This window comes from Glaciecola sp. MF2-115 (assembly GCF_047250385.1).
GTDB lineage: Bacteria > Pseudomonadota > Gammaproteobacteria > Enterobacterales > Alteromonadaceae > Glaciecola.
This window is the reverse complement of the sequence record NZ_JBLBVM010000055.1, coordinates 1-18,770: the sequence shown is the minus strand read 5'-3', so window position 1 is coordinate 18,770 and position 18,770 is coordinate 1. Positions and strand designations below refer to the sequence as shown.

Here is an 18,770-nt window from a genome sequence, read left to right as displayed (position 1 = left end):
CTAGAGTGGCCACCACGTTGAGGAGAAGAATTTCGTCAGCCAACCTTTTTCTTGAGCCTGTGCGAACGAACCTTTACCACTATACTGAATGCGCGCGTTGGCAATTTTGGTTGATTGAATTTCGTTGGTTGGCGAAATATCAGCAGAACGAATAACACCCGTTAAGCGAATGTACTCATCGCCATTATTTAAAGTCAGCCACTTCTCGCCGCGAATAATCAAGTTCTGATTAGGCAGCACTTCAACGACAGTGACCGAGATATTCCCAGTTAAACTATTGCTCTGGTTAGCTTGTGCATCGCCTGTAAAATCGTTACTTGAATCGACACCCAGTTGAATACTTTCTTTACCGATATTAATGACGTTCCCACCCAACCCAACGATCGGATTAAGGTCGACACTCGTTTCTTTGCTAGAAGTAGTGCCCGCCGACTTTGATGCATTCGTATTTTCACTTAAACGCACCGTGATAATGTCACCGACACGACGTGCTTTCACATCTGAATACAAGCTGTTTGCCATGGCTTTATTAAACAAGCTGCCATCTTCAACTATTTCATCTCTCGTCATGGTCGGCACCGCCGGCGCATAATAAGGGTCGTTCGCAGTGACCGGTTTGACCGCCGTAGACTTGCAGCCACTCAGGCTGCTGACAGCAATGATTGTTAATGCGATTAATGAAGTATTTGATGACAATAGTCTCATGAGCCTATTCCTAAAGTTGCTGTATTACTTGACCAAGCATCTGGTCAACAGACGAAATCACTTTCGAGTTCATTTCGTACAAGCGCTGGCTTTCAATAAGATTCACCAACTCTTCTGTTACATTCACGTTTGACGTTTCAAGGGTTCCTTGAGCAATCGTGCCTAAGCCTTCTAAACCAGGAACACCTTGAATAGGTGCGCCAGATACCGCTGTTTCAACATACAAGTTCTGACCAATTGGCTGGAGACCAACAGGGTTGATAAAGTCAGCTAAATTTAACTGGCCTAATACCTGTGGTTCAGCTTGCCCACGCAATTGCGCCGAAACTTCGCCATCTTGGGAAATCGTCACCTGCTGAGCGTCTTGCGGCAATGTAATCACTGGTTGTAATACAAAGCCAGCACCCGGCGTTACGATGTTACCTTGATCATTCAAAGTAAATTGTCCGTTACGTGTATAAGCCAAGCTGCCATCGGGTTGTTGAATTTCGAAAAACCCACGACCTTGAATCGACATATCAAGCGCATTCTCAGTCGTTAACAAGTTGCCTTGTGTATGCGACTTTTGAGTTGCGACGACTTTTGAACCGGCACCTAACATCAAACCAGAAGGAAGCTCGGTATCTGCCGAAGAACGTCCACCAGGTTGGTTAATATTTTGATAAAGCAAATCTTCGAATACGGCGCGATCTTTCTTGAAACCGACCGTACTGGCGTTTGCTAGGTTGTTCGATACAACGGAAACATCTGTTTGTGCTGCATCTAAACCTGTTTTTGCTATCCATAATGCTGGGTGCATAAAAACCTCCGCGAAAAATATTTCGCCTAGTTACTAATTAAATTATTCTGAGTAGCGTGTTTGAGCTAGTGACCATTTGATCGGCCTTCTTCATCAGCTTCACTTGCATTTCGTAATGACGCTGTAAACTGATCATACTGACCATCTCTTCTACAGCATTCACGTTTGAGCCTTCTAGCATGCCTGAGGCAACACCAACTCTAATATCTTGTGGCGCAACACCACCCTCTTTAAGATCGAACAAACCATCGGTACGACGCTTCATCGTATCAATAGGTGGATTAACCAACTTCAATCGACCTACTTCATCAACCTGGCTTTCTGGCGCTCCCTGCAGGCGCGCTGAAATACGACCATCATTACCTACCGTCACGTTGTTCACAGGAACAGGCAGAAACAAAGGGCCATTTTCACCTAAAACCAAGTTACCTTTTGAATCTTGCAACGCGCCATCAACAGTCATAGTTAAACTGCCGCTGCGCGTATAAGCTTCCTCACCTTGAGGAGTTTGCACTGAAAACCAACCATCCCCCTGAACAGCTACATCAAGAGGACGTCCAGTTGTTATCAATGGACCACTGTCATAGTTATTCGTAGGACTTTCAGTCATGCTAAATACACGAGTCGGCAAACCATCGCCGTATACCGGCATAGCTCGCGCTTGTTCTAATTGCGCCTTAAAACCGTTGGTTTGCGCATTAGCCAAATTGTTGGCGCGTATAGCGGTAGCATTGAAGTCTTGCTTAGCACCACTGGCCGCGATATACAGCATTTTATCCATAGTATTCGACTCTTTTTTGACGTAAATAGATCTGAATACTGTTGTGTTTGCAAGGACAATGCCAAGTCTTAGTTTGTCGTTTTACGTTGACGTTGTTTTATAGCTGTCAGTCATTACGCGATGTAAAATCAAGCTGGGCGGTTTACAGCGAGGTGGACCAGAGCGGCAAGCCTTCCCCATAAAAAAGCGCTGCAAGCACATCCCTGTGACGCTCTCACAAAACTCCTGTTTTGTGACGTTTTTTATGGGGAAGGCTTGCCGCTCTGGTCTTTGAGTTTCGCTGCCAATTCAGCATTGAGGTTGTTTCGTGTAAAAAGCATTTCGTGCCCCTTTCTGACATTCTCATAAAAAGCTGCTTTTCCAACAAGCAAACTCGAAGCCACCTATGATGTGAAGAGTATTGAGTCGAGTCCTGGCTTTAAAAAACGTCATAAAACAGGACGTTTTATGAGAGCGTCACAGGGATGTGCTCGAAGCGCTTTTTTAAAGGAGGAACCCAGCTCAGTGCTCTGGTTTCAAACCGATCAAGTCAGAACAAAGGAAAAACAAGCCTAAAACCACCGCCAAAGTGAAGAGTATTGAGGTGAGTCCTGCCTGCAAAAAACGTCATAAAACAGGAGTTTTATGAGAGCGTCACAGGGATGTGCTCGCAGCGCTTTTTTGCAGGCAGGACTCACCTCAATACTCTGGATTCAAAACACAGTTTCTACCCTCTGGTTTCATTCCTAAGAAACAAAAAAGCCGACACGAATGTCGGCTTAAATTATTTAGTTAACGATTATCGAATGTTCAATATCGTTTGGTTTAGCTGGTTGTTTACTTCCAGCGCTCTGGAGTTAGCTTGGAAGTTACGTTGAGCGATGATCATGTCAATTAGCTCAGTGGTTAGGTTAACGTTCGCTTGCTCAAGTGCCGACGAGTTAATATCACCGAAGGTACCCGTTGTTGCTTCACCCGCTAGCGCTTCGCCCGAAAGAATACTTTCTTTCCATTGCGTACCGCTTTGTTGCGTCAAGCCCTGTTCATTCGAGAAACGGACAAGTGCCACACGAACGATTGGTTCCGATGTACCGTTTGAGAATGTTGCTCTAACTAGGCCATCAGCACCGATATCTATGCCCGTTAATCGACCAACCGGCAAACCGTCTTGCTCAAGTGAGGTCACTTCAAATGCAGAAGCAAACTGAGTAGGCTCATTTGGCGTTGCGTTGTTTCTATCTAAGTTAAAATCTATTGTTATTTGCTGAAGTGGCGAAGAACCATTACTAAGAATGTTTGGACCTAGCGCTTCAGTTTGGAATTTAGAGTTGAGTTGTGGAAGACCATCGGCAGATTCAATTCCAATGAAATCACCACCCTCACTAAATGAGATTTTAGCAGTCGATACTGCATTACCGGTGTTGAGGCCGACAGCATTTGTCGCAGTTGTTGGATCAGAATCAGAACCGTCAGAGTTTGTTGCATCAACTAATTGATCGTCAACTGCTGTTGCTACATACCATTCGTTAACGACAGCTGGATCATTATCCTTGATGAAGTAATAAGTCATAACATGGCTATCACCTAGCGAGTCATAAATTGTTACCGAAGTAGCTGCGTTGTATGTCAATGGGTCACTTGGGTCAAAATCGGCGGCCACTTTGCCTTGGTCACCCGCTGGCAAGTTAAATCTAACATCAACTTCAGTCGTTTGTTGTGGCGAACCCGACGAGTCAGGAATTCGAACAGGCACTGTTGTACTAAGAGCTACAGAAGCAGAAGTACCGTCAGTATTCACTGGGAAACCCAATAAATTATCACCCGAAGAGTTCACAACGAAGTTGTTAGAGTCTAATTTGAATTGACCTGCACGCGTAAATGAAAAATCACGAGAAGACACTTCAGGAATAGTTGCGAAGAAACCATTACCGGTAATTGCTAAGTCTAATGAGTTATTAGTGAAGCTCAAACTCCCCTGCGAAAATTGCTGAGCAACTTCTTGGGTTAATGCACCATCACCCACTTTGGTTTTACCCGAGGCTAAAAGAGATGCAGCATAAACGTCGCCGAATTCTGCACGGGACTCCTTAAAACCAACCGTATTCACGTTAGCAATGTTATTTGCCGTTGTGTCTAAGTCTTTTTGTGAAGCCGAGACTCCGCTGAGTGCGATATTAAATGACATGGGGAAAAACTCCTATTAACTACCGATTTGGATAACGTCTTTTAGCTGTATGCTAACGTCACCATCTAAATTAAGAATGACACCTTGACTTGAGCCTGCGAGACTTACGCTGTCGACATGTCTATTAATGGCTGTAGGTAATGACGTTGGTTCGCCAAACACTTCGCCTTGAACTTGGACAGCGTAATCACCTGGCGGCAATGGATTGCCGTTTTGATCAGTACCATCCCAATTAAACTCTACGTTGCCTGCGGCAAGCGTGCCGATATCCATCGTACGCACTACTTCACCTTGGCTATTTTGAATTGCTATTTTGGTATTCTGAGAGGTTTGCTCATTGATGATCACGCCGTTAATGCCCTGACCTTCATTCGCTATATGACCAATATTGCCCGTCACCAGTACATTCTGGCCAATCAAGCTAGACGCTTGCAAGGCTTGGTTAGAAGTCATTGATGAGGCAAAGCTACCAAATTTCTCATTCAGCTGTGAGATACCTTCAGCTGTGGTGAATGAAGTCATCTGTGATACCAACTGGTCATTATCTACTGGCTTAGTTGGATCCTGATTTGCCAACTGCTCAGTGAGCAAAGCAAAGAAATCTTCTTGTTTCAGATTCTGCTCAGTACCGTCCGATACTTTAACCGCCTCAGGTTGCCAATAGAGGTCGGTATTTAAACCGGTTTGATTGCGTTCTAATGTATTCACTTTATTATCTCCGCTAATACTATCAAGCTTAGCTTAACTCTATTGACCTTGACCTAACTGCAATACACGTCTGAATATACGCTTAGTTGTATCTGCAATCTGCACGTTGGTTTCATAACCTTTTGAAGCTGAAAGCATGTCAGCCATTTCTTCCACAATATTGACGTTCGGCTTATAGATATAACCATTTTCATCCGCTAAAGGATTGCCTGGTGCATATTCCACTTGCAGCGGTTTATTACTTTCAACAACACCAAGTACTTTTACACCGGTACCTTTTGTCATGTCTGCATTCGCTTCTTGCAAGGCTGCTGCAAAAACTGGGTGGCGAGCTTTGTATGTATCTTCATAGCTGCTACTGACCGAATTAGCGTTAGCGATGTTACTCGCAGTACTGTTTAGGCGCACACTTTCAGCCCCCATTCCTGTACTCGCTATTTTCATAATATTAAATAAACTCATTAGCCTTGACCTCCGCCACTAATTGCTTTCTTCATGCCTTTAATTTTTCCGGTCAACATCATCACACCTGCTTGATAGCGCAAGCCGTTGTCGAGAAAATTGTTTCGTTCAACTTGTGAATCAACAGTATTACCATCACCTGTATCAGCTTGAGTTGGGATTCTAAATTCGATTTCCGCTTGCATTTGAGAACGCCCGGAAATGTGTTTGTCGTGAGTTTTAACTAAACTACCCTGATTGCCTTGATTGTATTGCGCGCTTTTCATTGCTTTATTAAAATCAATGTCTCTCGCCTTGTACCCAGGAGTATTTGCATTTGCTAAATTCCCTGAAATCACTTCCATTCTATTCGAGCGAACAGAGAGTGCCTTCTGATGAAATCCAACTAATTTATCTAAACTGATAGCCATGTGTTACTCACTTACAAACAAACTTACTTGCAAGTGTTCAGCAATTCATGTGCCAAAAAATTATTTTTTTTAAAAAGAAGTGTTTTTGAGATGGGGATTATTGTTTAAGCTTACGGTAATAAAGGCCTGAGGGCTGAGTAATCATTTCAAAGTGCTTAGTTGCACCACTGAGGGATTCGGACGCGCCTAACAACAAACTGCCCTCTGACTGCAGGCAAGCGGAAATATTTTGCAGTACCTTGGTTTTTAGATCCGAATCGAAGTAAATAAGCACATTGCGGCAAAAAACCACATCAAACTTGCCCAAAGCGGCAAAGTTTGAAGTTAAATTGAATTGTCGAAATGACACCCACTTTCTAATTTCAGGTTTTATCGTCATACGTTTATCTTCTTCGGATACAAAGTAGCGACGCTTAAACTCATCACTTAATCCTCGATTCAAAGACAATGAGTCGTAAGTGCCCACAGTAGCCGTTTTGACAACTTCAGTCGATAAGTCAGTGCCAATAATTTGAATACCATGACGAAAGGCCTCCTTATTTCCTCTTAAAAATTCTGCAACCGTCATGGCAATTGAATAAGCTTCCTGCCCAGTCGAACTGGCAGCACTCCAAATACGGACGATATTTTGCTTTGTTGCTAGCTCAGGTAAGATTTTATTTTGTAGAATATCAAAAGGATATTTATCACGAAACCAAAGTGTTTCATTTGTCGTCATTGCTTCTAATGCGGCTTGAGTTACAATCGCTTCGCGCTGCGAAACGACTCTTTCAATTAAAGTATCAACGTCTGGACAAGCAAATCGGTGTACTAGTGGCACTAACCTGCTCCTCACCAAGTACTGCTTAGTCTCATCCAGCAAGATGCCACTTTTTTCATGCAGAAAGGAACGAAACCTATCGTACGCAGCGAGTGAAAGCTCTTTTTTCAATTGCTACTTCGCTTTTAATTCAGTGCCTAGCCATTTACCAACAGCAGCGGCTAGTTCATCAGGATGAAATTTAGCAATAAAATCATCTGCACCTACCTTCTTCACCATTGCTTGGTTAAATACACCGCTTAACGAAGTGTGTAATACAACGTTTAATCTAGCTAACTCTGGATCGTTTCTTATTTCTGCGGTAAGGGTGTACCCGTCCATTTCTGGCATTTCAATATCAGAAACCAATACGCCTACTTTGTCAGTAATATCGCCTGTTTCGCTAGCTATTTCTTTGAGGCGTTTAAGAGCCTCCAAACCATTCTTAGCCATCTCGATTTCAAGACCCAAAGCTGTCAATGCCTTCTTCACCTGATTTCTGGCCACCGCTGAATCATCAGCAATGAATATCATTTTTCCTTTACTCAAGGTTACGTCTAAGGACTCAGTCACATCTTTACTTACATCGGTGTTTAGCGGCGATATTTCATTTAAGATTTTTTCAACATCAAGAATTTCAATCAGCTCACCTTCAACCTCGGTCACAGCAGTAAGATAACTTGCTTTGCCCGAACCTTGAGGTGGCGGCATGATTGCATCCCAATTGGTATTGATAATTCGTTCTACTGAACCGACTAAAAAGCCTTGAACGGAGCGATTGTATTCAGCAATGATAATGAAACCTGTTTCTAAGTTTTCGATACGCTTTCCGCCCGTCGCCATACTTAAATCAATGATTGAGATGGTTTGACCACGAACATGCGCGACACCGCGAATAAGTTTATTCAAGCGAGGAATTTGAGTTAATGGAGGACATTGTAAAACTTCGCGTACTTTAAAAACGTTAATACCAAAACGCTGTCTTCCATTGAGCCTAAACAACAAAAGCTCTAAGCGGTTTTGTCCTACAAGCTGTGTTCGTTGATTGACCGAATCCATAATACTGGACATTCATAACCTCCAATTTTGAGTTTAGGCATGATTGTTGCCTTATCTAATATACCGCATTAAAGAAGCACGTATAAGTGCTAATTGTGCCGAACTTTTGACACTCTATTTGGTATGACGCGTTGATCACGCCAACTAAAAGAAAACAGGTAAAAGACAAATGCAAATTAATATAAGTAATTCGTTATCGACAGCATTAGGCGTTGGCTTGACCTATTTTTTAGTGCTTTTCACTACCGCAGCCAATGCATCTATTCATTTGAGTATACAACATCAAGCTGAGTTGTATGTACAACAGCGTGCTTTTATTGATGAAGATGCTGACGTTAATATACAAGCTGCCGAAATTGACAGCCGAATACACATCCCAGTATGCAAATCACCCTTTGAATTTGAAGCTTCTGATTCAAGCTTAAAGCAAAGTAATGTGTCAGTGAAGGTCACTTGCCCAAACACTAATTGGTATCTTTTTACTTCAGTACAGGTCGAACAAACTAAACCTGTGGTAGTTACATCAGAAACAATGAGCCCTGGCTCACTTTTAACTGAAAAAAATCTGTATATTGCCGATATACCAATTAACAGGCTTCGAGGGTCGACATATAGCGACAAACAATATCTGCTTGGTGCGCGACTTAAACGGCGAGTTAGACCAGGCCAAATAATTAATAATGGTATGCTTTGCTTCGTTTGCAAAGGTGACAAAGTCACGATTATGGCGGTAGCCAGCGGCTTAAGTTTAAAAGTATCGGGTATCGCGCAACAGGATGGAAACTTAGGTGACACGATAAGAGTACAGAATACCGCCTCGAAGAAAATGGTATCTGCGACAGTCTCTAGTACGAGCGAAGTGAGTATCCAAATCTAACAAAAAGAGCTAATATTTTGACGCTTTTTTGTTATCAGTTTGAATAGTTAGAAGTATTTTTAATTTAAAATACAAAAAAAGAGCAGAAAATGTGATTTTAATTCACTTTCTTGCTAAAGTTAGAACATAAGAAGCCGATAACATTAACGAGATGTTATAGGTTCTGGAAAAAAATTATGACTATTAACAATGTAAACAATAATGTAAACAAGCCACAAATTGATGGGCAAAAGCTGTCACAACAGCAAACGCCAGGTCAATCTGCAAGTGCTAACACTGCTCAAGCCGCTGCTCAGTCTACTGCGCCGCGTCAAGATTCAGTGTCATTAACTTCATCTGCACAGCAACTTTCGCAGGTTCAAAAGAAGAGCACTGAGGCACCAGTTAATCAAGAGAAAGTTGATAAACTGAAAAAAGCTATCGCCGATGGCGAATATAAGATAAACCCTGAAGTATTGGCGCAAAAAATTGCCAAATTGGAATCTCAAATTTTCGGGAATGGAGCTTAGAATCTAAATGATCACAAGTTTATTGAGCGCGATTGATAAACAAGCAGAACAGTTAACTGCCCTTAAAGCACTATTGGAAACTGAACTGCACCTGATCAGCTCGAGAGAGCCAGAGACGCTAATGGGCTTGTTGAAAGAAAAGGAAGAGCTCCTTACTCATATCGAAGAGCAGGATAGTTCAATATCTTCGTTATTTGAGAAAGCGAAAGCGAATGGTGATAGCACCGAAGATGCTTTAGCAGCAATGAATGGTTGTAATGCCATTATTCATGAATGTAAATATTTGACACAAATTAATGCAAAGTCAGTTGAACAAGGCCAACTTCGCCTTACTCACTTGCGTAATCTGATGATGGAGCTTCGTGCTCGTGAATCAATGACTTATGATCGCAGCGGTAAAACGACTGGCGATGCTGGTTCGAAGGGCTTCACAGCCTGAAAGATCAGTTTAGAAACTAATACGAAAAAAAAGCCAGCTTTAAAGCTGGCTTTTTTTGCTTTGTTGAAACACTCACTTTAATAGTAAGTAACTTTTCGGATTTTCTTAGGTTTCGCTGTTGATAGATATATATCGTATACCCTCGACATATCAAGTTCTAACTCCGTAGCATAGGTGTCCTCTCCTACTGGGTAGGTTTTGACTACACGAGCTCCACGGATAACGCCTTCTACCGAACTTTTCAACTGGTTATTTGTGAGGACTAAATTTGCCAACTCTTGTTCGCCGTCAACTTTTTGTCCAAAAACTTGCTCAGCTAATTCACGATAAGCATCTAGCTTCGACGCTTTAATCGCCATTAAGGTTTTTGTAGATTCATCTCCACCTAGTTGAGCATCAATGGGTGCATAACCTACTGCATTTAAGACAGGGTATGTCCCTGGCTCTATTGTTTCCCACTCGACATGCTTTGTGAACATTGAGCTGCAACCTGATAGCCCCAAAAGTGTGATAAGTCCTACCGACGCAATTGCAGTGCGAACCTTAGTGACGCCTGACTTGTTCATATTTAGCATAAATTACCTATATGTATTCTTACTACTGTTTGTTATGACTGATTAGGACTCAAACAAAGCTGAAATATCTAGCTTGCGTAATCATAAATTAACCAACCATTCTCGATAGATTAAGCAATGCAAAATATGAACCATGATTCATCATGTCGGAGTGAAATGTGTGCAAAACAGGAAATACCCTGTGTAAAGAAGATGAAACTCATACTGTGGCACATAACTTGTATAGCATTACGTAGTAAAGCATTCAATGCGCTAATTATTAACAATGCGCAGAAATGAATATGCGCTGTAAAGAATAAGTGCAGTAATGAATAATATAAGCCATATAAGTGAATTGACCAATGAAATTACAATCTGTTATTAAGCAAAAGCTTTTCATAAACAGCCGCAAAACTCTGAGCTTTGCGGTTCTATTAGGCTCAATCCTACTAAGCTTTGCTACCAACGCAGCCTGGTTTTCAGCTACGGGACAAGCGGCAATTCTAAATGGCGATAAAACGGCGGCCCGGCACCAAGCGACAGAAGAAGCCATAAAGCAGGCTCTACTATTTGCCGGCGCCTCTGTTAGAAGCGTGCAACAAATGACGAATGGCCTATTAATGGATGACCATATTGAAATTCGATCCAGTGGCGAAGTGAACACACTTGAATTGATTGATGAAGTGTATTCGGATGGTTACGTCACAGTTTCGATTCGTGCTGATATTTTTTCACAAGAATCACAATGTTCAGCAGCTGATTATACTAAGCGTTTAGCCACAACATATTTCCCTATACGCTATGGCGCCCAGGCTGCAGATGGCCAAATTCATGATCTAGGTGCTGCAGCAGCACATAAGCTTCAAGAAACATTCTCACAAATTAGCACAGGCTTAAGCTTAAGCGAAGTTGAGCCCTATACTCTTAATTGGCACAGCACGAATCAAAATATTCAAGCCGCTCGCCTTGCACAAAAAACAGATGTGCAATATGTCTTAGCAATCACAATTGATGACATCAGTGTTGAGCGCCAACAAGCTAACGCCTTTAAATTTTGGGATGGCGGCAGTGCAGTGCGCAATTTTGCTTACACTCTAACCCTTCTCAACGGCGCTTCCGGCGAAGAGTTACTAAAAAAACAATATCGTGTTTCCGAGGCTTGGGAGTTTGATATGACGAAGCAAATCGATGTTAACTCAGACCAGTTTTGGCGTAGTCGATATGGAAGAGCTGTTTTAGAAAGCTTACAAAAAGCAACTATCGATTTAGAGGAATACGCTGTTTGCGAGCCCACAATGGGCAGAATATTGGCGGTCTCCAACAATCAATTGCAAATTAACTTAGGTAAAAACCAAAACGTAAAAGCGGGAGACCAACTTACTTTATTTAGTCTCAAGCAAATCAGGGACAATTTTGGTCAAGAATATAAACAGTTTATATTGCACCCGACTACACTCGTTGTTACTCAAGTTTTTGCAGAGACCGCGACGGTGACAAGTCGTGACCGAAGCCTTCTGGGTAATATTCAGCCAAACGACTATGTTGCTCGACAATAGACTTGTCTTTATCAAGCGTATTGTTGAATAATAGTGATTAGTCGTCCTCGTGGCACAGCTGGATAGCGCGATCCCCTCCTAAGGTTCCAGTCATAGGTACTTTTAGTCACAAAGGTTTCGATTCACAGTTGTTTTCAAATTCGTTTTGTCACAAAATACTACAGGTCAACTCCACCCCTTAGTTTAACTGGATAAAACGAGGACCTCCTAAGTCTTTGATAGTGGTTCAAGTCCACTAGGGGTGGCCAATTTTTGTTCGATTTTGACTGGTAATCTTTGTAACATATTTGCTTATATTTTAAAGCTTGTGACCATGGTGTGACTAAATATACAAAAAACTGTTCACATTCCTCTGCGATTTTTTATTGCGTACATTCCTTCTACGATATATTTTCACAGCCTGTATTTGGTTATTTTTTCACTTTTACTAGAAGGTAATTATCTAGTGCGGCGCGGCCAAGGTAATTGACATTCTATACTTTACTGCTAGTTCTAAGCCCCTTCAGCCCCGTGGATACGGGAACACAAGAAACTGATTAGCGCCGCGTGATTGACCGTCGGTTCAGCCCCGTGGATATGGGGAACACACAAGTTCTCTAAATATTTGGACTCTAAATTGCGGTTCAGCCCCGTGGATACGGGGAACACTTCTTTTCTCTCTTTTTCTTTTCTTTCTTCCCCTGGTTCAGCCCCGTGGATACGGGGAACACTGATGTTGTTGAGCCAGAACCAGAGCCGGTTCAGCCCCGTGGATACGGGGAACACCTTGTTTCAGTTGAAATAGAGAGATTCGGACGGTTCAGCCCCGTGGATACGGGGAACACATACTTTTGGATTGTTCGAGGGCTTTCTCCCTCGGTTCAGCCCCGTGGATACGGGGAACACATTATCATTCTTGATAAGCCTGCCTGACAAACCAAAAACCACTAAACAAGCCTGGCTAATGTCACTTGTGCAGAGAGTAGGTATCAAACGAGCATGCATTGCGATGGCAAATAAAACGGTGCGAACAGCGTGGGCTTTATTAGTCACCGAAAAACAATATCAAAAAACACTGCTACCTTGCTAGCGATATGCTTTTTAGCAACATATAACAAGGTATAACGAGAATCAGACAATTTTAAAAGCGTTCTACAACATGAAAGCGATAATACTTGGTTAAACCAAACTGTTGAAAACCTGTAATGTCCGGAAGCTGAAATAAGCTACAAAACCGAAGAGGACAGCAGTGGCGAACACATCGAAGGCTAGAGACATGCAATCTCAATAAGAAGCCGAATATACGCTCGCGACTTAACTCAAAAAATTATCAAAAATATGTTGTGAAACTGGTGGAGTCCATATACGGACATTTACTTCAATCAATGTAATTATAACGAACACTAAATTCTTAAATCTCGTCCTATTTGTTATCTTGGGTTTCGTCTGAGCTAAAAACACCAACTCGTGTTAACCTATAACGTGCCTAGTCCAAGGACGTTACTGATATATTATAAAAGGTAGTTTCTTTTACGACCAACCGCTTACTCCTAATCTCAAACAATGTGACTACTTTATTATGATATCTATTCACTGAGCCATCTGCCTCTCTAAAATCATAAGTACTCTCGTTTGACGAAGTGGCTTCCATAGCGTTGTCTTTTAATACGATACTCTTTTCAATAACCTCAATGTTGAGATACTCACCTTCACACTTATCCATAAGCTCCTTTACTACCGCCTTTGTCTCATCCCAATTATGTCGATATCGAAGGTTGCCGTCGTTTTCATAACCAACAACTTGTGAGTTGGATACATAAAATTGAGTTGATGTTTCAAAATCACATTCACGTGTATAAACATCCATAATATTCAAGGCTTCATTTACCATCTTTTCGGTCATTACGTTTACGGGTGTTGTTTGGTAAGTAACACTAACAAAAAGTGCGATAATAAAGGACGTCATGATGTTGTATACCTTTTTTATATATTAATCGTAAACCAAGAAAGACTGAAGCCAAAGCTTAGAAACAATAGTAAATAAAGCAGAACTACAAACTGATAAGGATGATTTTCCTTTGTAAATTCTTTTTCTGTCCACCCTGCGCTCACGAAATGTTCGCTTCCTTGGTCATAGCATTTTAAACAATAGAAGAGAAAGAAAATACCTAAAGCTCTCATTGAATATACAATACAATATGCTAATGCATTTCCATTGAAAAGTCCGTAAACAGTTGCGAGTAAGACCAAAGATAAACTAATTGCGATTCCAGCTTTATAGAGCTTTGGCACATTTAGTCTTTTCACAAAAGATTCAAATTTTGACATTCTAAGGACCTTAAAGTAATCTCAATCAATAAAGATGAAGCACTAGATTTATCTTTCAGTGCCCTATTTTTAAGAAAAGATCATCAACGATTCTATCAGCTTGTGTATCAATCGGCTCAGCTAATTCTTCCATGCCTTGTGACACTGTTTCGGCAGCAGCATTTATAAATAATTGAGTATAAGGAGAATTAAAGCTATTTACTACCCCCTGTGACAGCTGTCTTTTTGACTAGATTGGTTTGTTGAAATATCGAATTATGGAAGTGTTGTATGGCGTGTTAGTTTCCAACTTCATGCGTAGATAGGGCCTTGGTACAGGAAATGGATAATTAAAGCGCGAATGTCCCCACCATCTAATAGTGTGTTTCTTTCACTCTTGCAGTAAAGGTAATCTATGCCCCAAAGTTGAAGTCACGTTGAATAGTAAGATCGTTTCCGTATTGTTCATCAGGTGGCGCTCGCAAATGTGGCAACAGTTTTGTTTGTTTAGAAGTTGGGTACTTTTTATCGAAATGCTTCAGTATTTTATGTACGATGGCAGGCTCTATAATGCAGGCAATTATCGCCACATTGTGCTTTTGACATTTCTCACATTGAGCGATATCTATGTTGAATACTCGTTTTAGCCTTTGAGCCCACGTCATCCCTCTGGCATGGTATGGCTTAGCAGTTTGGCTATCTTCTTTATTCGTAAGTTTAGGACTATTTTTACCCCGCTGGGAAGCGGTGACTTGCGCACGAAGATTGCTGTTAGGCGCAAATACGCCAAAAAAACGGGTGAGGTTAAGTCTTGGTGGTGGAATAAGTGCGGCTAGTTTGCCAATAAAATCGATAGGCTCGAAGAAAACATGGGTAGTACCGTCTCGATAAGGTGTCTTCAATTCATAGCGCACTTTTCCATGGTCAGTCATGCTCAAACGTTGCTCGCTAATGGCAGGACGACTTATATATCGGCATAATCTTTCTAATTTCTCTGGCTCATCAGCATTAGCGAAGACCCCTGCGTGTAACGAAAAACCTGAGGTATTGGCTAACTGACCATATTCATCCTCGGTGCTCGCAGGTAAGGTTTGTAGCGTAAATACTTTTTGACCTTGTTGTGGTCCCATAGCAATGCGATAGCTTACGGAGGCCCCTTGCAACTGCAATAGACTATCTTCATCATCAATAGGTAAGTTAAGAAAACTGTTTTCTATGTCGCGCTCCACTAACCCCACTTTCTCCAAATAGTTGGCAATGCGACAGCTAATGGTGTGAACTAGCTCCACCATGTCGCTATGGGATGGCGCTTTGATGCGGGTAAAAGTCGTGCCACCCCATGGATTTTCGCTAATCGCGCCTTCTAAGAACAACATGTGGAAATGGATGTTCAGATTAAGGGCACTGCCGAACCGCTGAATAAGGGTAACTGCCCCAGTTTTCGCTTGTTTGTTGGTAAAACCTGCTTTGTTCACAATATGCGTGGAAATGGCGCGATGAATGATTTGCATCACTTTGCTCAATTCACTTGGGTTTCTTGCTAGCAACAGCCGAAGTGGAATGGGTAAGCTTAAGACCCACTGGCGAATTGGATAACCAAGTAATACATCATCTACAAGAAGCGCGGCACTTTCTGCCATTCTTCTGGCTCCGCAGCTAGGACAGAAACCTCTGCGTTTACAGCTAAAAGCAACTAACTTCTCATACTTGCAGTCGCCACATACCACGCGTAAAAAGCCGTGCTCTAGTCGACCACAACGCAAGAACTCATCGAACTCACGCTCAACATACTTGGGTAAATACTTGCCTTGGTCAGCTAAGTTTACGATAAAATCTGGATAGTAACGTTCAACTAATTGATAAAGTAGCGTTGTTTCTGGTCGATGGCGCTTGTATGTCTCATTTTGTTGTAATGCCAACACATTCCTTCATCCCTGAATTGTGTAACGACAAGTGTGGCAAAAAAAGGCCTAGCTTGCGACTGGCTGAGTGTCCGGTTATGGATGAGGCTGTGTAAAAACTCATTATCAATGACTTGTTCGGCAAGCATTGTTACACAAACAATCGATTGACGGCTGTTGCCAGCTCGGGCATCGAGCAAAAAGATTACAATTATTTTAACTACGACAGCCGTGGCAATGTCACTCACAACAGTCATCAAGCAATGGAATACAACCTAGCCAATCAGATGACCAGTGCAAAAGGTACAAACACCTACCTTTACGACGGATTCAACCGCCGCGTGAAACAAACAGATGCCAAGGGCACCAGTTACAGTGTTTACTCTCAATCAGGTACTTTGTTAATGAGGGAGACAAACCAAGGTAAGATAAACTATATTTACCTAGCGGGTAAACTCATCTCAAAAGTAGGTATAAGCGAAAGCCCCGATACTTCAAATCAACACTATGCACCATTTGGCAGTGTGATTGAGGGGGAAAAGGATGCTGTAGGCTATACAGGGCATAAGTTTGATACTGATATTGGGTTAAGCTATATGCAGGCGCGATACTATGATCCGGTTATAGGGCGTTTCTATTCGAATGATCCGGTGGGGGCGGCTTCTTTTTTGAGTGCTGGTAATATCCATGGCTTCAACAGATACACTTACGCAAACAACAACCCTTATAAATATATAGATCCAGATGGCAACAATCCAAGGAGGTGGCTGTTTAATCTTTTAAAAGACCCCAAAGTCACTATTGGTAATGGGGTTAGCCGAGTAAAAAAGACAGCGCGAGATATCGGGATTCTGCCACCAATAGTACAAAGTGCTCCGTGGCCGTCAGACGTCCCTCCACCTTGGGTTGGCACGCATCCCGACGAATGGAGCCAAGAAACATTTGCTGAAGTGGCAAAAGCTTGTAAGCAACAATGCATTGATGAAAATACCCCAGATGATAGTTATCCTCAAAAAGATGGTCCATTTATTGACAAAGTCCTTAAATGTACGAGGATATGCATCGAAGAGACAATGGAAGATAGTTCAGATGTTCCAAAGAGGGAACCGAGCGAAGAGGATATTGATATACCTAAAGAGGAACCGGAATGAGAGATTTAGAAGTTAAAAGTTTACCTATTTCGATATATATTAGAGAGACTTTTGAATGGAGTAAAAAATGAAACACTTACTATTTTCTGGCACAGAGGAGTCTGCGAAAGCAATACTAAAAGAGTTTGTAAAGCTTAAGGATTCGATGGCTGCTTTTGAAAATGTGGTTGGGACCCGTATTGATAATGACATTGAAAGGAATAAATTTCTGAAAGCTATAGGTTCAGGTTTTGGGGAAATTTACACAGTAGTTGTGCTCATTGAATTAACATTTCCTCATTTATCTTTGAATCACGAGCGTTAGCAAAATTAATCTGCAATACATATGTAGTATTGCTTTTTGAGTCGCATGTTAGCAACTAGAGAGGACAATCAATATTTTTATAAAATCTGTGAAATTGAAAAATAAGCCTAATCATATTGAATACCCGTTTAATATTTCGACAATTTCGAATCTAAAAGAGGTAGAGTTTTCAAAGTCGGTCACTTTTTTTGTGGGTGAAAACGGTTCTGGGAAGTCAACGTTGCTTGAGGCGATAGCACTGAAGTTAGGGCTCAACCCCGAGGGAGGAAGTCGTAATTTTACATTTTCGACAATGCCGACCCATTCAGATTTGTTTCAATTTTTAGGAATACGCAGAACGCCAAGGATGTGTGAAGATGCTTTTTTTTTGCGAGCTGAGAGTTTTTACAATCTTGCAACAGAAATAGACGAGCTTGACCAGGATCCAACGGCCGGGGCAAAAATTGTGGCGTCCTATGGTAATAAGTCTCTGCATCATCAATCACATGGTGAATCATTTCTCGCGTTGATGGTTGAAAGGTTTGGCGCAAATGGCCTTTATCTCTGTGATGAACCGGAGGCAGCACTCTCTCCTGCGAGGCAATTGGCGATGCTATCGCGTATACATCAGCTTGTAAATGAAGGTTCTCAATTGATAATCGCAACGCATTCACCGATATTGTTAGCGTATCAAGATGCAGATATTTATGAGTTTGATGGAGAAATAAAACGAGTAAAATATGAAGAAACAGATCATTACCAATTGACTAAATTGTTTCTTGATAACCCAAGTAGATTTTTGAATAACCTTTAGACGAGAGTGTAGACCACCACTTTATTGTAGTATAAATTCCCACGGTATTTATCATAACAGTTGGCTAGCCCATGCGAGTGATGAGCGTATGATGTTTTTTTAGCAGCTCAGTCTTATTTTTTTAGCCGCCGTTTTTTTATTTAGTTGCCATACTATTAACGCGGTAACCGTCCGCTAAACCCCGTCTAGGCTAATTACTTTGGCAGTAGCAAAATCGTGTTTTTAATCAAACGAGGGTTTTGTGATGATTGTAAGAAGTATCGAGCAATGGCAAGCATTGTTCAAGCAGCACGATGAAAGTGGCCTAAAGGCGAGTGAGTACCGCCGTTTAACAAAACTGGCATGTTGTTCAATGTCGAGAAGTGAGGAAAAGAGTATAAGACGGATTAACGATATATACTACTCCTTGTGACAGCTGTCTTTTTGACTAGATTGGTTTGTTGAAATGTCGAATTGTGTAAGTGTTGTATGGCGTGTTAGTTTCCAACTTCATGGGTAGATAGGGCCTTGGTA

Annotated in this window: 20 protein-coding genes, 1 tRNA gene and 1 CRISPR repeat array; of the genes, 8 read left to right on the top strand and 13 right to left on the bottom strand. The window is 41.7% G+C overall.

Annotated features, from left to right (window positions below; all coding sequences use genetic code 11):
* From flgH to ACKLNX_RS13245, 9 genes are all read right to left on the bottom strand, one after another.
* Window positions 1-705 (bottom strand): flagellar basal body L-ring protein FlgH, encoded by a 705-nt coding sequence (gene flgH / locus ACKLNX_RS13285; RefSeq protein WP_412972724.1) that lies wholly within the window; start codon window positions 703-705, stop codon window positions 1-3.
* A 10-nt stretch (window positions 706-715) separates the two neighbouring features.
* Window positions 716-1,504: a flagellar basal-body rod protein FlgG gene (gene flgG, locus ACKLNX_RS13280; RefSeq protein ID WP_411694222.1), complete on the bottom strand. Its 789-nt coding sequence runs from the start codon at window positions 1,502-1,504 to the stop codon at window positions 716-718.
* Window positions 1,505-1,541: 37 nt separating this feature from the next.
* A complete protein-coding gene (gene flgF / locus ACKLNX_RS13275) occupies window positions 1,542-2,285 on the bottom strand; it encodes a flagellar basal-body rod protein FlgF (RefSeq protein WP_411694223.1) in 744 nt (247 codons plus the stop codon).
* Between the two features lie 778 nt (window positions 2,286-3,063).
* Window positions 3,064-4,449, bottom strand: a complete 1,386-nt coding sequence (gene flgE, locus ACKLNX_RS13270) for a flagellar hook protein FlgE (RefSeq protein ID WP_412972723.1) — start codon at window positions 4,447-4,449, stop codon at window positions 3,064-3,066.
* A gap of 15 nt (window positions 4,450-4,464) precedes the next feature.
* Window positions 4,465-5,157, bottom strand: coding sequence for a flagellar hook assembly protein FlgD (gene flgD / locus ACKLNX_RS13265; RefSeq protein WP_412972722.1), 693 nt, complete (start codon window positions 5,155-5,157; stop codon window positions 4,465-4,467).
* Between the two features lie 39 nt (window positions 5,158-5,196).
* Window positions 5,197-5,619, bottom strand: coding sequence for a flagellar basal body rod protein FlgC (gene flgC, locus ACKLNX_RS13260; protein WP_411694226.1), 423 nt, complete (start codon window positions 5,617-5,619; stop codon window positions 5,197-5,199).
* The gene (gene flgB, locus ACKLNX_RS13255) at window positions 5,619-6,029 is read right to left on the bottom strand and encodes a flagellar basal body rod protein FlgB (protein ID WP_412972721.1); all 411 of its coding nucleotides are present in this window, start codon (window positions 6,027-6,029) and stop codon (window positions 5,619-5,621) included. Before flgB ends, flgC begins: the two co-directional genes overlap by 1 nt.
* A 97-nt stretch (window positions 6,030-6,126) precedes the next feature.
* A complete protein-coding gene (locus tag ACKLNX_RS13250) occupies window positions 6,127-6,960 on the bottom strand; it encodes a CheR family methyltransferase (protein ID WP_412972720.1) in 834 nt (277 codons plus the stop codon).
* Between the two features lie 3 nt (window positions 6,961-6,963).
* Entirely contained in the window at window positions 6,964-7,899 is a 936-nt protein-coding gene (locus tag ACKLNX_RS13245; protein WP_412972719.1) for a chemotaxis protein CheV, read from the bottom strand.
* A 157-nt stretch (window positions 7,900-8,056) separates the two neighbouring features.
* Between ACKLNX_RS13245 and flgA the strand changes: the two genes are divergently transcribed.
* The 3 genes from flgA to ACKLNX_RS13230 all read left to right on the top strand — a co-directional run bounded on the left by flgA (window position 8,057) and on the right by ACKLNX_RS13230 (window position 9,712).
* Window positions 8,057-8,764, top strand: coding sequence for a flagellar basal body P-ring formation chaperone FlgA (gene flgA, locus ACKLNX_RS13240; RefSeq protein WP_412972718.1), 708 nt, complete (start codon window positions 8,057-8,059; stop codon window positions 8,762-8,764).
* Between the two features lie 176 nt (window positions 8,765-8,940).
* On the top strand, window positions 8,941-9,273 hold the full coding sequence (gene flgM / locus ACKLNX_RS13235; protein WP_412972717.1) for a flagellar biosynthesis anti-sigma factor FlgM: 333 nt from the start codon (window positions 8,941-8,943) through the stop codon (window positions 9,271-9,273).
* A 7-nt stretch (window positions 9,274-9,280) separates the two neighbouring features.
* Complete coding sequence (locus ACKLNX_RS13230) at window positions 9,281-9,712, top strand: flagella synthesis protein FlgN (RefSeq protein WP_412972716.1); 432 nt, start codon at window positions 9,281-9,283, stop codon at window positions 9,710-9,712.
* A gap of 77 nt (window positions 9,713-9,789) precedes the next feature.
* On the opposite strand, the gene ACKLNX_RS13225 is transcribed toward ACKLNX_RS13230, so the two are convergent.
* Window positions 9,790-10,278 (bottom strand): LPP20 family lipoprotein, encoded by a 489-nt coding sequence (locus ACKLNX_RS13225; protein WP_411694261.1) that lies wholly within the window; start codon window positions 10,276-10,278, stop codon window positions 9,790-9,792.
* A 350-nt stretch (window positions 10,279-10,628) separates the two neighbouring features.
* Between ACKLNX_RS13225 and ACKLNX_RS13220 the strand changes: the two genes are divergently transcribed.
* Together ACKLNX_RS13220 and ACKLNX_RS13215 are read left to right on the top strand one after the other, a co-directional pair.
* Window positions 10,629-11,822 (top strand): flagellar assembly protein FlgT, encoded by a 1,194-nt coding sequence (locus ACKLNX_RS13220; RefSeq protein ID WP_412972715.1) that lies wholly within the window; start codon window positions 10,629-10,631, stop codon window positions 11,820-11,822.
* A 172-nt stretch (window positions 11,823-11,994) separates the two neighbouring features.
* Window positions 11,995-12,070: transfer RNA gene (locus tag ACKLNX_RS13215), tRNA-Arg, on the top strand.
* Window positions 12,071-12,381: 311 nt separating this feature from the next.
* Window positions 12,382-12,707: direct repeats of the CRISPR family, unit length 28 nt; unit sequence GGTTCAGCCCCGTGGATACGGGGAACAC.
* 580 nt (window positions 12,708-13,287) lie between these two features.
* Here ACKLNX_RS13215 and ACKLNX_RS13210 read toward each other — a convergent pair.
* The 3 genes from ACKLNX_RS13210 to ACKLNX_RS13200 all read right to left on the bottom strand — a co-directional run bounded on the left by ACKLNX_RS13210 (window position 13,288) and on the right by ACKLNX_RS13200 (window position 16,030).
* On the bottom strand, window positions 13,288-13,767 hold the full coding sequence (locus tag ACKLNX_RS13210) for a hypothetical protein (RefSeq protein ID WP_412972714.1): 480 nt from the start codon (window positions 13,765-13,767) through the stop codon (window positions 13,288-13,290).
* Window positions 13,768-13,784: 17 nt separating this feature from the next.
* Window positions 13,785-14,129: a hypothetical protein gene (locus ACKLNX_RS13205; RefSeq protein WP_412972713.1), complete on the bottom strand. Its 345-nt coding sequence runs from the start codon at window positions 14,127-14,129 to the stop codon at window positions 13,785-13,787.
* Between the two features lie 392 nt (window positions 14,130-14,521).
* Window positions 14,522-16,030: a transposase gene (locus ACKLNX_RS13200; protein ID WP_412972712.1), complete on the bottom strand. Its 1,509-nt coding sequence runs from the start codon at window positions 16,028-16,030 to the stop codon at window positions 14,522-14,524.
* Between the two features lie 146 nt (window positions 16,031-16,176).
* Here ACKLNX_RS13200 and ACKLNX_RS13195 point away from each other — a divergent pair, with 146 nt between their 5' ends.
* From ACKLNX_RS13195 to ACKLNX_RS13185, 3 genes are all read left to right on the top strand, one after another.
* On the top strand, window positions 16,177-17,160 hold the full coding sequence (locus ACKLNX_RS13195) for an RHS repeat domain-containing protein (RefSeq protein ID WP_412972711.1): 984 nt from the start codon (window positions 16,177-16,179) through the stop codon (window positions 17,158-17,160).
* Window positions 17,161-17,227: 67 nt separating this feature from the next.
* Entirely contained in the window at window positions 17,228-17,464 is a 237-nt protein-coding gene (locus tag ACKLNX_RS13190) for a hypothetical protein (RefSeq protein WP_412972710.1), read from the top strand.
* 88 nt (window positions 17,465-17,552) lie between these two features.
* Window positions 17,553-18,257, top strand: coding sequence for an AAA family ATPase (locus ACKLNX_RS13185; protein WP_412972709.1), 705 nt, complete (start codon window positions 17,553-17,555; stop codon window positions 18,255-18,257).
* Window positions 18,258-18,770: the final 513 nt, after the last annotated feature.

Coding starts and splice junctions, on each gene's coding strand:
- flgH (WP_412972724.1), bottom strand. CDS start 705: ATGAGACTATTGTCATCAAATACTTCATTAATCGCATTAACAATCATT.
- flgG (WP_411694222.1), bottom strand. CDS start 1,504: ATGCACCCAGCATTATGGATAGCAAAAACAGGTTTAGATGCAGCACAA.
- flgF (WP_411694223.1), bottom strand. CDS start 2,285: ATGGATAAAATGCTGTATATCGCGGCCAGTGGTGCTAAGCAAGACTTC.
- flgE (WP_412972723.1), bottom strand. CDS start 4,449: ATGTCATTTAATATCGCACTCAGCGGAGTCTCGGCTTCACAAAAAGAC.
- flgC (WP_411694226.1), bottom strand. CDS start 5,619: ATGAGTTTATTTAATATTATGAAAATAGCGAGTACAGGAATGGGGGCT.
- flgB (WP_412972721.1), bottom strand. CDS start 6,029: ATGGCTATCAGTTTAGATAAATTAGTTGGATTTCATCAGAAGGCACTC.
- ACKLNX_RS13245 (WP_412972719.1), bottom strand. CDS start 7,899: ATGTCCAGTATTATGGATTCGGTCAATCAACGAACACAGCTTGTAGGA.
- flgA (WP_412972718.1), top strand. CDS start 8,057: ATGCAAATTAATATAAGTAATTCGTTATCGACAGCATTAGGCGTTGGC.
- flgM (WP_412972717.1), top strand. CDS start 8,941: ATGACTATTAACAATGTAAACAATAATGTAAACAAGCCACAAATTGAT.
- ACKLNX_RS13230 (WP_412972716.1), top strand. CDS start 9,281: ATGATCACAAGTTTATTGAGCGCGATTGATAAACAAGCAGAACAGTTA.
- ACKLNX_RS13225 (WP_411694261.1), bottom strand. CDS start 10,278: ATGAACAAGTCAGGCGTCACTAAGGTTCGCACTGCAATTGCGTCGGTA.
- ACKLNX_RS13220 (WP_412972715.1), top strand. CDS start 10,629: ATGAAATTACAATCTGTTATTAAGCAAAAGCTTTTCATAAACAGCCGC.
- ACKLNX_RS13210 (WP_412972714.1), bottom strand. CDS start 13,767: ATGACGTCCTTTATTATCGCACTTTTTGTTAGTGTTACTTACCAAACA.
- ACKLNX_RS13205 (WP_412972713.1), bottom strand. CDS start 14,129: ATGTCAAAATTTGAATCTTTTGTGAAAAGACTAAATGTGCCAAAGCTC.
- ACKLNX_RS13190 (WP_412972710.1), top strand. CDS start 17,228: ATGAAACACTTACTATTTTCTGGCACAGAGGAGTCTGCGAAAGCAATA.